Consider the following 13,275-nt stretch of genomic DNA (forward strand, 5'->3'; position numbering starts at 1 on the left):
GAACTAAGCGACTGTTGTCCTATGAATATATATACTTCAGTCAAATCTACATCCCCTGAAACAGAACAAGATGGCTGCATCAGGTTCTCAGATGTTAGTTGGCAGCAATTTGAAGCGATAGAAGCAGCTTTTAAAGATGTCAGAGGTGTGAAATTTTTCTATCTCGATCGACTACTGCAAATTATGACTGTCTCGCCCGAACACGAAATAATCAAGAAAACTCTCTGTATGCTGCTAGAGGCATATATGAGAGCAAATGGGATTCGATTTTACGGCAAGGGCGGGCCGACTTTGGGTAACAGAGAATTAGGCGCTAGAAAAGAGCCAGATGATTCCTATGATATAGGAACCCAAAAAATAGTCCCAGATATTGCTATTGAAGTGGTAATTACCAGTGGCGGGATAAATACTCTAGAATTCTACAAAAGATTGGGGGTTCGGGAAGTCTGGTTTTGGCAAAATAGTCAGTTATTTCTCTATTACTTAACAGGTGAAAATTATCAGGAGAGTTGCCGGAGTACATTCCTTCCCGATCTGGACTTAGAATTACTGCTACGCTGTGCTAATATGCCAGATCAATATGATGCTGTTACCGAGTTATTAGCAAACATCTCACCTGTATAAAGTCAGAATATGAAAATTTTTATCAGCACTGGTGAGGTTTCTGGCGATTTGCAAGGAGCGTTGTTAGTTGCAGCCTTGAAACGTCACGCTGTCGCCGCTGGTTTAGAGTTAGAAATAACAGGATTGGGCGGGCCTCGTATGGCAGAAGCTGGGGCTACTATTTTAGGCGATACTGTGGGCATTGGTTCTATGGGCCTTATAGAATCTGTACCCTATATTTGGCCAACGATACAAGTTCAGGAAAAAGCTAAACAATATCTCAAAAAATTCCGCCCCGATGCTGTTGTATTGATTGATTATTTGACTCCAAATCTCGGTATTGGCAGCTATATCCGCCGCTGTTTGCCTGATTTGCCGGTGGTTTGGTACATCGCACCTCAAGAATGGGTTTGGTCGATTTCTTCTCGCAATACTGATCTGATTGTCAATATTTGCGACCAACTTTTGGCAATTTTCCCCGAAGAAGCTTGTTATTATCAAAAAAAAGGAGCCCAAGTGAGTTGGGTTGGTCATCCTTTGGTGGATAGAATGCAATCTGCGCCCAGCCGGGAAGTTGCCCGCAAAACTTTGGGAATTTTGCCCGAACACGTGTCGATCGCCCTAATTCCCGCTTCCAGACACCAAGAACTCAAGTACCTGATGCCGGTTATATTTGAGGCAGCTCAAATTATTCAAGCTAAATTGCCGGAAGTTCATTTTTGGATTCCGCTTGCTAACAAAGCTTTTCGCAGCAAAATCGAACAGGCGATCGAGAATTACGGTTTGCGGGCTACTTTGTTAGAAAATCAAACTCTGGAAATATTAGCCGCTGCCGATCTGGCGATCGCTAAATCTGGTACTGTTAATCTGGAGCTAGCTTTGCTCGACGTTCCGCAAGTTGTCCTCTATCGCGTCAGTCCGATTACGGCGATTATTGCTCGCCACGTGCTGAAATTTTCGATTCCTTTTATGTCTCCGCCCAATTTGGTGCAAATGAAGCCGATCGTCCCGGAGTTGCTGCAAGACGAGGCGACTGCGGAAAATATAGTGAATCACGCACTGGAATTGCTGCAAAATGCCGATCGACGCCAGCAAACTTTGGCAGGTTATCGGGAAATGCGCGAAAGTCTCGGAGATGTGGGCGTGTGCGATCGGGCCGCTGCGGAAATAATGAAAAATGTCACATTAAATACAGCTTCTTAAAGCAATTGTGGTATTGAAAGGTTATGTATAAACCCGGTTTCTTTGTGGATGGCTCCTTGACAAACCCAAGATGTATTACCAAAAACCCGGTTAATTTTTTTAATTTCTATTAAAGCAACTTTGTTATTGAAATGTTATGCCAAGCAATCGGAAAAAGCGACCGATCGCTGTTGATTTATTTGCAGGTGCGGGTGGCATGACTCTGGGCTTTGAACAAGCAGGTTTTGATGTACTTGCATCAGTCGAAATTGACCCTATTCACTGCGCCACACACGAGTTTAATTTCCCGCTGTGTTCTATTCTGTGCAAAGATGTCACACAGCTTACGGGTTCAGAAATTCGGAAAAAATCGGCGATCGGGCGGCGCGAGATAGACGTAGTAATCAGCGGTTCGCCCTGTCAAGGATTCTCCATGATGGGCAAGCGCGATGTGGATGACCCGCGAAATTCTCTAATTTTTCACTTTAAGCGCTTAGTTGTGGAGCTAAAACCCAAGTTTTTTGTAATGGAAAATGTGCCGGGAATTGCGTCAGGAGAACACAAAGAACTCCTGAATATTTTAATCAGCTCTTTTATGGAAGCAGGCTATAAAGTAGAAGAAAACTATCAAGTTCTCAACGCCGTTAACTACGGAGTGCCTCAAGCTCGCAAACGCTTGTTTCTGATTGGGTGCAAAGCAGGTTATGAGCTACCAAAATACCCTCAGCAAACTACGATACTGCCGAAAATTAAAATTCCTAAACGCTATAAAAAAGTTAACTTACCTGCTGTCCCGACAGTTTGGGATGCGATTGGAGATTTGCCGGATGTGGAAAAGTACAGCGAGTTGCTGCACCGAGATTGGGTGATGGCCGAGTACGGAAAGTGCAGCACTTATGCGAGTATAATGCGCGGAATTGATGGTTTGGATGATGATTATTCCTACGATCGCGAGTACGATCGACAAATCCTCTCTTGTAGTTTGCGAACTCAACACTCTCTGGAATGTAGGGAAAGGTTTCAGGCGGCTAAACACGGGGAAAAAGAGCCGATCAGCCGTTTTTACAAGCTTCACCCCGACGGAGTTTGCAACACTCTCAGGGCTGGAACCGACAGGGCGAGGGGGGCTTATACTTCGCCGAGGCCGATTCACCCGATCGCCCCTCGGTGCATTACAGTCAGGGAAGCTGCGCGACTGCATTCCTATCCTGACTGGTTTAGATTTCACGTTACAAAATGGCACGGTTTTCGCCAAGTCGGAAATTCTGTACCGCCGCTACTGGCGAAAGCTGTAGCAGCGCAGATTATTACCGCTTTGGGCGTGGAAGCAATTAAGCCGAGTCTCAAGCTGACATGGGGAGATGATTGGTTGCTGCAACTGAATTGGTCGGAAGCAGAACAATATTATGTGACATACTCCTACACCAACTGAGTACAGTATGGTGCAGGCTTCTCAGCGACTCCAGCTATTGCTTCGGACATTGACTGAGCTTTAAGAACGGGATGACCCACCGCCCTATTTTTAATCACGATAGCCGCATTATGATCGCGGTCAAGACTACATCCACAATTCGGGCAGTCATGCCATCTTTCATGCAGCTTTTTTGGTACTTTTTCACCGCAACTAGAACAATCTTGTGAAGTGTTATGAGCGCTTACTGGAATTACCAACAAACCAGCATTTACGGCTTTATTTGTTAGAATCGACAGAAAACTTGACCACCCAGCATCCAGCACAGATTTAGCTAGTCTTGTACGAGCAAGTCCTTTGACATTCAAGTCTTCAACTGCAACAACATCATATTTTTTCCAGAGATTGTTAGCGGTTTTGAAATGAAAGTCTTTACGCTTGTCCGCTACTTTTTTATGACACTTTCCTAGCTGATTAACTGATTTTTGCCTGCGGTTACTGCCTTTTTTGCGACGCGAGACTCGCTTCTGAATAGTTCGCAGGCGTTTTTGAGCTTTGCGGTAATGTTGAGGAATTGCAACAGTCTCGTTTTCTGATGTTGTCAAAAAATCCTTCAGCCCAACATCAATTCCCACAATCTTTTGAGGATTGAAATCTGGTTTGATCTCAGGGACTGTTGAATCTTCCAAGCTGAGAGTCACATAGTAGCCATCAGCTTTTTTGGTAATAGAGACGGTTTTGATTTTAAATCCATCAGGTATGGAACGGTGTAAAATAACTTTAACTTTTCCCAGCATCGGCAAGTTGATTAAGCTATCTTGTAAGCAACCGTCTTTAACTTGAGGATAAGTGAACGTGCGGTAACGACTGCGTGGTTTAAATCTAGGTCTACCACTACGCTTTCCGCTATCACCTTTTAAGAAACGATCGAAAGTTACCTTGACTCGCTTAACTGCATCTTGGAGGACTTGAGAATAAATTCCGGCATACCAAGGATGAGTTTTTTTGAGTTTAGGTAACGTCTTTTTCTGACTGTAGTAGTCTGGATTGTCTCGCAGTTCAGGCAAGTAGCAAACTAGCGGACACGCATTGATGGAATAACGGTTTTGCTCGTACCAATTAAATCGATCTGCTAACAAATAGTTGTATTGTGCACACAACATTGACAGCCATCTGTCTATCTCCATGGCTTGTAACTTTGTTGGACGTAATCGATACTGATAAGAAGTTCTCATTGAGTGGCAAATATTAAATTGCAGTCGCTACTCAGCAATTAGTGTTACTGTACCAGAACACCTTATTTAGTGTCAAGTACCTGAGTGAACATTTTATCCATAAAGCCAGAGAGGTTTCTAACCTCAAGTGCCAGTGTTTACCACCAAGTATCGACGGAAAGTGCTGACTGATTCACTGCTAGCAAGACTTAAGGATATCTTTAATAATTTTATGGAAAAAATGGATATTTTATTGCTTCCTGTGGTGGCATCACAGTGGAATACTTAAAAAAGTATATTGAAGGACAAAATAGAGCCGTCGAATAAAGAGTTTGTTTGTCTCGTCATCCACAGCGAAACGCGCCTTTCATCCCACACTAATCGAAGCGACAAGCGTGTGGGGATTCCCGTATGTTTAGCTAAAAAGTTAAGAATTAGATTTAATTATCTCTAATTGGGAATTGGTGAGTAGTAATTGGGAATTGGAAATTTGTGAGTAGTAATGGTGAATGGGGAATGGGGAATGGGGAATTGGTAGTTGGGAAACAAGTAGTGATTTTGGCCTTTCATCTCCACAAAGCGGCTTACATCAAATCGCATCATTACTTATGTATGACTACTCCCAATTAAGCGCAGGGCAAAGTCCCTGCATCAGTAAACACAGTTCGATGACCCGCACGAGATGTCCCCAGTAGTTAAACAAACCGGGAATGTATTCCGGCGCGCTGTGCAGGTTTTTCAAGGTAAAAGTGCGAACTATTTCGACTACTGGTCTGCAATCCAAGGCGTAGCGATCGTCCTATACATAAAATAGTCAAATCAACATCTAGATATCAGGGGAGATTTGAGATTGTAAAAGTCTGCCGGAAAACATTTTGAGAAATTTCACTGAGTTTTGCAACAATTACAAGTCTTTTGGAATTCTAGAGCTATCCTGGAAAAAGTGTATTTTCAGGAGACTCAAATACTATGGGTTGGTTTAAAAGACTTTTCGGACTCGAAAAGCCTGCACCCCAGGCTGAACCGATGACACAAGTAGTACAGCAAGCTGCCCAAGCACAATCCATCGCTCCTGCTAAAGTCGGCCCTGACGGAAATTTTGACGAAAGCGGCTTAGCGAAGCGCGTTGCTTTAGCTTTTGACAGCGATCCAGAAGTGGCTGATATCGAGACTGTTTATGTAGCTCAGCTCAGCAGCACGGTTGTTCTCAAAGGTCAAGTTGCCACTCAGGAAATTCTCGACAAGTTGGTGGCGATCGCCTCTGCTGAAGAAGGCGCCACAAACGTGCAAACCGATCAGGTGACAGTTGGCTAGTTCTTCGGAACCGAAGCAGTTTCGCTCCGGGTGCTGCTCGAATTAGTCAAAAGCTCCATTAAACCCGCTGCGGCGGGTTTTTTCTTGCCCTCTGCCCCTCAAAATATTAATTTTTGTAAATAAAACGGATTCATCTTAAAAAACAGTATAATTGAATACAGAAACTAAAAAAGTTTTAGCTAACAAAACCAACCCTGACCTGACTGCCCTTTTTATCTCCATACATATAAGGATCAAAAAATATGAAACTCACTTATCGCGGCGCAAACTACGAGTACGACATTCCGACAGTCGATATGATCGAAGGCGAAGTGGCGGGCAAATACCGGGGCCAAAACTGGAACTATCGCTATCCGAGACACATTCCCAACCCCAAAAAATACGGCGGCACAAACTATACCAAAAAACGAGATGCTGAAGCTGGCGATGTCGCAGCAGCTAGCGCTTCAGCGAGGGGGGAATATTACCCAACAGTTGTGGAAGTGGCGCAGGTGCACCAGGCGAATATTTGCAATATTCTCGATCGTAGAAAGGAAGCAGCCAAGGCCAAGGGCGACGAAACACTGCTGCGCTTGCTAGAAATTGAGTCGAGACAGATGGTGTGTTAGAGAAAAGGATCAGAAAACAAAGCGTTTGTCAAGAGGGGGGGAATCAACAGCGGCTTGATTTCCCCCCTCTTCCCATAAAGCACTTTCCAGGTAAGTGAAGTACAAATAAACCAGTTTCTGTCACCCCTTGACACAAACCACCTGCTTCAAAGTCGCCACAACTTCCACCAAATCCGACTGCTGACTCATCACCTCATCAATCGGCTTATAAGCCCCCGGAATTTCATCTAAAAATTGCTCATCTTTCCGGCACTCAACCCCCTCAGTCTGCCGTACAAAATCATCTAGAGTGAATACATTCTTCGCTTGATTGCGAGACATCAATCGGCCAGCACCATGACTGCAACTACAGTAACTCTCAGCATTTCCCTTCCCTTTAACAATGAAAGATTTCGCCCCCATCGAACCAGGAATAATCCCGTAATCCTCTACATCCGCGCGTACAGCACCCTTGCGAGTAACATACACATCTTCCCCAAAATGCACCTCTTTTTCAGCGTAATTGTGGTGGCAATTCACCTCTAATAACGGCTTAACAGATTTGCCTCCCGCGACGTGCTTTTCGACAATTCGCTTAAACCGATTCATCATTACATCCCGATTAAAACGAGCATAATCTTGCGCCCACTGCAAATCGTGCCAGTAAGCCGCAAACTCCCGCGTACCCGCTACAAAATAAGCCAAATCTTTGTCAGCCAGATTAATTTCTGCAAGTTTAGCTAAATCTTTAGCAGTCTCGATATGCTGCTGTGCGAGCAAATTCCCAATGCCGCGAGAACCGGAATGCAGCATCAGCCAAACAAAGTTTTCAGTATCAACGCAAACCTCAATAAAATGATTACCGCCGCCGAGGGAACCCATTTGTTTTAAGGCTTTATTGTTTTGGTGCTGCACACCTTGATGAAGTTCCTTAAACTCGCCCCATCCTTGCCAGTTGGTGACAGTTTTTTCTACTTCTTTATTTTCGGAAAATCCCACAGGAATCGCCGCTTCGATATCGAGGCGAATTTGTTTGAGTTTGCCTTCTAATTTGTTGGCGGTGAAAGGCATTTTCACAGCAATTACGCCACAACCAATATCCACGCCCACAGCAGCCGGAATAATTGCTTCTTTTGTGGCAATTACTGAACCGACTAAAGCACCTTTTCCTAAATGTACGTCCGGCATTAGTGCGACGTGTTTGAATACAAAGGGCAAAGATGCTACGTTTGCGGTCATCTTGGTTTCTTTTTCGCCCAGGGCGTGATTTGCCCAAGATAATACTGGTTTTGGGGCTGATATGTCTAATTTTTCGTAGGGCATTTTTATTGAGATTTATTTTGCTTATTGTTTGTAGTACATATTGTAGCACAAAATTTATGATGTCAAATTCACCTTACTGGCTGATTTTATTAGGGCGCGTCAGCTTAACATCAAATGCAGTAACGATATTGTTGGTAAATCCGACAGTCCGACAGGGAATGAATTCCCTGTCTCATAGCTAAAGTCCTCTGAAAGAGGACTAAAATGGATCGCACTTCCCGTCAACATCTACAGTCGGTTAAAAACCGACTTTCGCTATGAGGCAGGGGTTTTAACCCCTGTCGGACTGCGGGAAAGCGAGTCAAAAGCTAACACGGCACAAGAAGCGTTTTGTATTGGAAATCCTTAAGAAATGCCTAAAGATTGAATGAATAATTTACTGTAGGGTGCGGATTGTTGTACCGTCGCCAGGGAACCAAACAGCTCTTTTCCCCCGAAGATAACTAATGTGTTCTGTTTAGAGTCAGGTTGTTGACTCAGGGCTTGTGAGTGAACGGACAGAATGCTATCTGAATCCCAACGATAGAAATATTTCAGGTCGCCGCAAAGCCCTTCTTCAACATCCTTGAGATTGGGGTAAAGTTCTTTAGACGAACGCGGGTCGTGACCGATTAAAATTAGTTGATCTGATATTTCCATTTTGTTAATATCGATTAGATACATGAGCCCTTCATCAGTATTAACTAGAATGCGATCGTCTGATAGGTAGCACATATAGTAGTGAAAACCGTCATCCGAATCAGGCCAAGGCCATTCGCATATTCCAAGTAGATTGCAGTCAGGAAAACTGAATCGGCTGATTTGTCGCCCACCATCATGTACCACCAAAAATTCGCCACCAGCAGGATGAAATACTGGAACATATGGGTCGTAGGGACCTGGAGCCTCTACAGCATGAATTGTCATACCATCATCATAAAGCCAGTAGATTTGCTGTCCGTTATCATGGGCAACAGCATAAAGGACTAAAATTTGATTTTCTGGGTGTGGGTGAAACGAAAAGGTACTGAAACCAATAGGGTCTTTAAACAAAAGTTTTCGCTGAATTTGCCATGAATTAATATCACGAATTTGAATCTCGACTCGATCGGGTTCAATTAATTTCATGCACCAAAAACGCACGCCGTCTGCATCAAACCAGCAATCCTGAAATCCATTCTCGTTATGCCAATGTGAATACTTCACAGGAGGGTTAGGTAGCTGTTGTTCGTACACTAGCTGATTTTCTGCTGTCACAATTGCTAGGTGATTGCCATTTGCCATAATTGCGGCCAGCAAATCGCCTTTGGGACTTAGGGCTAAACAGCTAATTTCGTCGGGAAGCTGGTATTCGTATTTTGGGGACAAGTTGCGATCGACTAAAGTGACTTTTTTGCAATCGCCGCTGACGATCGTCGCCCACTCGGAATTAATGGGTTGATTTATGTATGAGAACGACCAGTCAATTTGTTTTTCATATTTTGGTAAAATTAGCATAAAAATATTTAGATATGCTGCGTTGATAGACTTTATTTTAACTAAAATTTTGCACCATTTTCAATTAACCTGTAGGGGCGGGTTCACCAATAGCCGATCGGGCTGCAAACAGGTTAAATAAACCCGCCCCCACCCACTCAAATCTTGCACCAATATCAATCTTCAGGAATTTCGCGCGGGGTGGGGGCGGGTTTTTGAGTCTTTTGGTATTCTTTAAAACTATGGGTGAACCCGCCCCTACAGTATGTGTAAGAATCGGGTTCTATGGTATTTTCTGACGCTATGTTTCACAAATTCGGAGTCTTTCTCCCCGCCTTCTGCACAGGAATAGCCACCGTCTGCGGTTTCTTATTCCCTGCAAACATCCCAAAGAAATCGTGCAGCAAAATATAGAAACAGGGAATAATAAACAGCGTCAGCAGCGTCGCCAGCGACAAACCGGAAAACACCACCACACCCAGCGGTTGCAGGAATTCCGAACCGTCTCCAATGCCCAAAGCTAGGGGAAATAAACCCAAAACTGTGGTAATAGTTGTCATCAAAATCGGGCGCAAGCGCTGAGGTGCCGCCCTGAGAATTGCTGTGGTGCGATCAACCTTTTCATCTTCCAGAATTTGGTTCGCCAACTCCACCATAATAATCGCATTATTTACCACAATTCCCACCAGCAAAATCGCCCCCACAATAACCGTTGCGCCGATCGCAGTTTTAGTCGCATACAGCCCGAAAATCCCGCCAGCCAAAGCCAGCGGCACCGTCAGCATAATCACCAGCGGATCGACAAGCGAATTGTACTGCACCGCCATCACCACAAATACCAAAAACGCGGCCAAAGATCCCAAAACAATCAGCGAACTTTGCAATTCCCGGTTAGTTTCCGCCGCCGAACTAGGTATCACTCGCACTCCCGGCGGCAATTTGATTTCCGACAAAACTGTATCCACTTGTTTTAAAGCCTCGCCCAAACTCGCGCCCTTATTAACATTTCCAGCAATCATGAAAACTTGGCGCTGGTTAAGCCTTTGAATTTCCCCAGGCGCTTTTCCCAGTTCAATATTTGCCACATCGCTCAAGCGGATAATGCTGTTATCCCTAGCAGTTAAAGGGATAAATTTTAGTGCAGAAATCGATTGAACCGCAGCGCGATCGAATTGTACCCGCACATCAACCAAACGGTTTCCCCGCTGCAATTGCGTGGGAACAGAACCTTGAATTGCTGTCTGAATTGCCTCTCCAATTTGCCTCGCATTCAACCCGTAGATTTCCGCTTGTTCCCAATTGGGGCGAATCTGCACTTCCGGCTGCTGCGGGTCTGCATCCGGGCGAAAAGTAGCTAAATTTACCTTCTCATCCAAAGTGGCCAATATCTGGCGGCCGGCTTGCTGCAATATTTGTTCGTTTTCGCCCTGAAGCAGGACATCAATTTCCGCGCCGCGCACTGGCGAATTAGTTAAGATCAAACCCCGCACATTTTCTGGATTCAGACGCAAACGAGTATTTTTAGGCAAGTCAATTTTTTGATTTAATTGTTGCGTAACTCGCTGCACAAAATCCAATGTATTAGTGCCAGGTTTTAGCGTAATGTTGGAGCCACCGCGCAGCACATTCTCCACCGTATTGTTGCCGAATAACAGCCCGCCCACCGTCGTCAAAGTGTATTGAGTTTCTGGTTGGCTGAGGAGAATTTTATCAGCTTCGGCCATGATTCTTTGGTTGGTGGCCAAATTTGTGCCGGCCGGAAACAAAGCAAACAATCTCGCTTGACCGGTATTAATTCTGGGCAATATTTCCTGGGGAATTTGACCAGCCATCAGCCAACTGCCGCCGCCCAATCCAATAATCGCTACTGCAAGGATAATCAACCGCCACCGCACTATGCCAGATAAAAATTTACCGTAGCCGGCGGTAGCATTGGTAAAAGATCGATCGAATGCGCGTAGCGGCCAAAAGTTGCTCAAACCGCTGGATACCCGCATCGCTAGCAGTCGAGAAGCCATCATCGGTACAACTGTCAATCCGACAATCAGAGAGGCGGCGACGGAGAAGGTGATGGTGAGAATTAATTCGTTGAAAAGTAAGGAAACTAAGCCACCTATTAGCAAAAATGGTAGTACGGCAACTAAGTTAGTGAGGGTGGAAGCAAATAAAGCTGATTCTAATTCTTGGCTGCTTTTTTCGGCTTGCTGCATCAACTGCTTGTTACTTAAGCGCTGCTTGCCGTTTGCACTGTTTTTATTGCTGGTTCCTTCGACAATATTCTCCAGCATCACGATCGAGTTATCGACCACAATTCCCACGCCCAGCGCCAAACCGCCCAAACTGAAAACGTTCAGAGATAGGCCAAAAACTCCCATCAGAATAATCGCCATTAAAGTTGCGAGGGGAATTGCCAGGACAATAATCAAAGTTTGGCGCAGGGAAGCGAGGAACAGCAAAACTGCTGCCCCTGCTAAAACAGCCCCCGTTAAACCAGAAAATAGGACGTTGCTAATAGAATCGCGGATGAACTTAGATTCGTCGAAGGTATTGACGATAGTCGTACCTTCGGGAATGATCCCGGATGCTTTTAATTCTTCTAGCCGCTTTTTGATACCGTCTACAACTGAGATTGTATTGGCGTCAGGCTGCTTTTGAATGCTAATTTTTACGGCTGCTTTCTGATTTAGAAATACTTTAACTCGCTCTTCTTCTGTACCGTCAATTACCTGGGCAAAATCTCGCAAAAACACTCGTTTTGGCGGATTGGAACCCGATGCTTGAAAAGAAATTGCCTGAATTTCTTTGGCGTTTTTAAATCGTCCGACGGTACGGGTTAAAGGTTCCGCTGCTTCTTGCCGCAGTCGCCCGCCGGAAGTGTCGAGGTTGCGGGATTCGAGGGCGGATAAAACGTCGGAAATACTGACGCCTAAAGATTGCAAGCGATTTAAGTCAATATTTACTTGAATTTCTTCTTGCACGCCGCCGGCAACGTCAACTGCTGCTATTCCTGGAATTACGTTTAGTTCTCTGGATAATTCTTCGTCGGCAAATACGCGCAAGTCAACTCCTTGCAAGGAGTTGGAAGTGAGGGCAAATTCGTAAATCGGCTGTTGGGAAGGGTCAACTTTGAAGAGAGTGGGCGATTCAACTGTATCGGGAAGTCGGTTGCGGATGCGGTTGACAGCGGCGGTGGCGTCGTTGAGGGCCTGGTCGATGTTGCCCCCCGGTTTGAAGAATAAATCGACGCTGACTTGTCCTTCCCGGGTGCGGGAGAAAACTTGCATGACGCCTTCAGTGGCGGACAGTCCTTGTTCGAGGGGGCGGGTAACTTCGTCTATTGCTACTTCTGGGGAGACTCCGGGGGCGTCTAAGCGCACGCCAATGCGGGGATAGGTGATGGAGGGTAGCAAGTCAACGGGCAGTTGGGTGATGTAAAAAAAGCCCACGATCATAATCGCAAGTGTCAGCATGAGGGTGCCGATGTGGCGGCGAATCGCGGTCGCGCTAATGCTGAATCCGGGTTTGTCGGCTGTCATTTGATTTTAGATTTTAGATTTTAGATTTTAGAATGGGTAAAGTTCACACCGTCAGTCAGCCTGCAAAGGAATGAATCGCATGGCTAGTGACCAAATTGTTTTCAGTCAGGCTTGATTTTGTATAGGGAGTGAGAGAATATTTACGCTCCGCACCTGACAAGTAGTATAATAAATTTTAATAAATTGTCAAAAATGTTTTTTATAATATTCCTTTAGAGGTAGTCGATCGCCCAAAACGCAGATTGACAGAAATTGCGATCGGCTTTTTTATAGATCGAAAGCAATGGCGATTTACCGCTATCGTGGGGGTGGGTTTACTATATTGTTGGTCTTACCCACAGATTGTTTGTAAAGTCCGCCCCTCCATTCTTATTCGGCGTAGCTGATTTACGGTATGAAAGGCTAAATATGCCGGGTCTTCCCTACTTAGTGTGATCATTTATCTAAAATTAATGACCTAAATTTTTACACAGCAAGGGTTTCCGGTCTTACTTTAGTTAATTTGGAGCCATTTTTTCCTTCGATTCATACATAGCTTGAGTTTTCACTACTTCAACTAATGGCTGGGCATACTAAGTAGGGCTTGCTGAATCAGTGAGAAAAGTAAACAGTGTATGGGTTTTCCGACCAAAAAAGTAGTAAGGGTGCAA

At 44.8% G+C, this 13,275-nt stretch carries 11 protein-coding genes; 6 read left to right on the top strand and 5 right to left on the bottom strand.

All coding sequences use genetic code 11. The features are described from left to right. Positions 1–21: 21 nt before the first annotated feature. The 3 genes from QUB77_RS19870 to QUB77_RS19880 all read left to right on the top strand — a co-directional run bounded on the left by QUB77_RS19870 (position 22) and on the right by QUB77_RS19880 (position 3,217). On the top strand, positions 22–624 hold the full coding sequence (locus tag QUB77_RS19870) for a Uma2 family endonuclease (protein WP_333176763.1): 603 nt from the start codon (positions 22–24) through the stop codon (positions 622–624). Positions 625–633: 9 nt separating this feature from the next. After that, positions 634–1,806 (top strand): lipid-A-disaccharide synthase, encoded by a 1,173-nt coding sequence (lpxB, locus tag QUB77_RS19875; RefSeq protein ID WP_333176766.1) that lies wholly within the window; start codon positions 634–636, stop codon positions 1,804–1,806. A 136-nt stretch (positions 1,807–1,942) separates the two neighbouring features. After that, entirely contained in the window at positions 1,943–3,217 is a 1,275-nt protein-coding gene (locus QUB77_RS19880) for a DNA cytosine methyltransferase (protein WP_333176768.1), read from the top strand. Here the strand turns inward: QUB77_RS19880 and QUB77_RS19885 are convergent. Then, complete coding sequence (locus tag QUB77_RS19885) at positions 3,205–4,431, bottom strand: transposase (protein WP_333176769.1); 1,227 nt, start codon at positions 4,429–4,431, stop codon at positions 3,205–3,207. The two genes, QUB77_RS19880 and QUB77_RS19885, sit on opposite strands and share 13 nt — an antisense overlap. A 160-nt stretch (positions 4,432–4,591) precedes the next feature. Here QUB77_RS19885 and QUB77_RS31820 point away from each other — a divergent pair, with 160 nt between their 5' ends. Continuing rightward, positions 4,592–4,699, top strand: coding sequence for a hypothetical protein (locus QUB77_RS31820; RefSeq protein ID WP_445251765.1), 108 nt, complete (start codon positions 4,592–4,594; stop codon positions 4,697–4,699). Between the two features lie 327 nt (positions 4,700–5,026). On the opposite strand, the gene QUB77_RS31825 is transcribed toward QUB77_RS31820, so the two are convergent. Continuing rightward, positions 5,027–5,194: a hypothetical protein gene (locus QUB77_RS31825; RefSeq protein ID WP_445251764.1), complete on the bottom strand. Its 168-nt coding sequence runs from the start codon at positions 5,192–5,194 to the stop codon at positions 5,027–5,029. 185 nt (positions 5,195–5,379) lie between these two features. Between QUB77_RS31825 and QUB77_RS19890 the strand changes: the two genes are divergently transcribed. Then, positions 5,380–5,724, top strand: coding sequence for a BON domain-containing protein (locus tag QUB77_RS19890; protein ID WP_333176771.1), 345 nt, complete (start codon positions 5,380–5,382; stop codon positions 5,722–5,724). A gap of 242 nt (positions 5,725–5,966) precedes the next feature. Continuing rightward, complete coding sequence (locus QUB77_RS19895; protein ID WP_333176773.1) at positions 5,967–6,332, top strand: DUF4278 domain-containing protein; 366 nt, start codon at positions 5,967–5,969, stop codon at positions 6,330–6,332. A 120-nt stretch (positions 6,333–6,452) separates the two neighbouring features. Here QUB77_RS19895 and QUB77_RS19900 read toward each other — a convergent pair whose 3' ends face one another. The 3 genes from QUB77_RS19900 to QUB77_RS19910 form a co-directional block, all read right to left on the bottom strand. Further along, entirely contained in the window at positions 6,453–7,634 is a 1,182-nt protein-coding gene (locus QUB77_RS19900; RefSeq protein ID WP_333176775.1) for an RtcB family protein, read from the bottom strand. A gap of 345 nt (positions 7,635–7,979) precedes the next feature. After that, the gene (locus tag QUB77_RS19905; protein WP_333176778.1) at positions 7,980–9,110 is read right to left on the bottom strand and encodes a hypothetical protein; all 1,131 of its coding nucleotides are present in this window, start codon (positions 9,108–9,110) and stop codon (positions 7,980–7,982) included. Positions 9,111–9,397: 287 nt separating this feature from the next. Then, complete coding sequence (locus tag QUB77_RS19910) at positions 9,398–12,625, bottom strand: efflux RND transporter permease subunit (protein ID WP_333176781.1); 3,228 nt, start codon at positions 12,623–12,625, stop codon at positions 9,398–9,400. Positions 12,626–13,275 lie beyond the last annotated feature (650 nt).

It is taken from the genome of Microcoleus sp. AT9b-C3 (assembly GCF_036705485.1).
In the GTDB taxonomy this organism is placed as follows: Bacteria; Cyanobacteriota; Cyanobacteriia; order Cyanobacteriales; family Microcoleaceae; genus Microcoleus.

What these genes read in the sequence shown, in the direction of transcription:
- QUB77_RS19870 (WP_333176763.1), top strand. Translation starts at nt 22, where the DNA reads ATGAATATATATACTTCAGTCAAATCTACATCCCCTGAAACAGAACAA.
- lpxB (WP_333176766.1), top strand. Translation starts at nt 634, where the DNA reads ATGAAAATTTTTATCAGCACTGGTGAGGTTTCTGGCGATTTGCAAGGA.
- QUB77_RS19880 (WP_333176768.1), top strand. Translation starts at nt 1,943, where the DNA reads ATGCCAAGCAATCGGAAAAAGCGACCGATCGCTGTTGATTTATTTGCA.
- QUB77_RS19885 (WP_333176769.1), bottom strand. Translation starts at nt 4,431, where the DNA reads ATGAGAACTTCTTATCAGTATCGATTACGTCCAACAAAGTTACAAGCC.
- QUB77_RS19890 (WP_333176771.1), top strand. Translation starts at nt 5,380, where the DNA reads ATGGGTTGGTTTAAAAGACTTTTCGGACTCGAAAAGCCTGCACCCCAG.
- QUB77_RS19895 (WP_333176773.1), top strand. Translation starts at nt 5,967, where the DNA reads ATGAAACTCACTTATCGCGGCGCAAACTACGAGTACGACATTCCGACA.
- QUB77_RS19900 (WP_333176775.1), bottom strand. Translation starts at nt 7,634, where the DNA reads ATGCCCTACGAAAAATTAGACATATCAGCCCCAAAACCAGTATTATCT.
- QUB77_RS19905 (WP_333176778.1), bottom strand. Translation starts at nt 9,110, where the DNA reads ATGCTAATTTTACCAAAATATGAAAAACAAATTGACTGGTCGTTCTCA.
- QUB77_RS19910 (WP_333176781.1), bottom strand. Translation starts at nt 12,625, where the DNA reads ATGACAGCCGACAAACCCGGATTCAGCATTAGCGCGACCGCGATTCGC.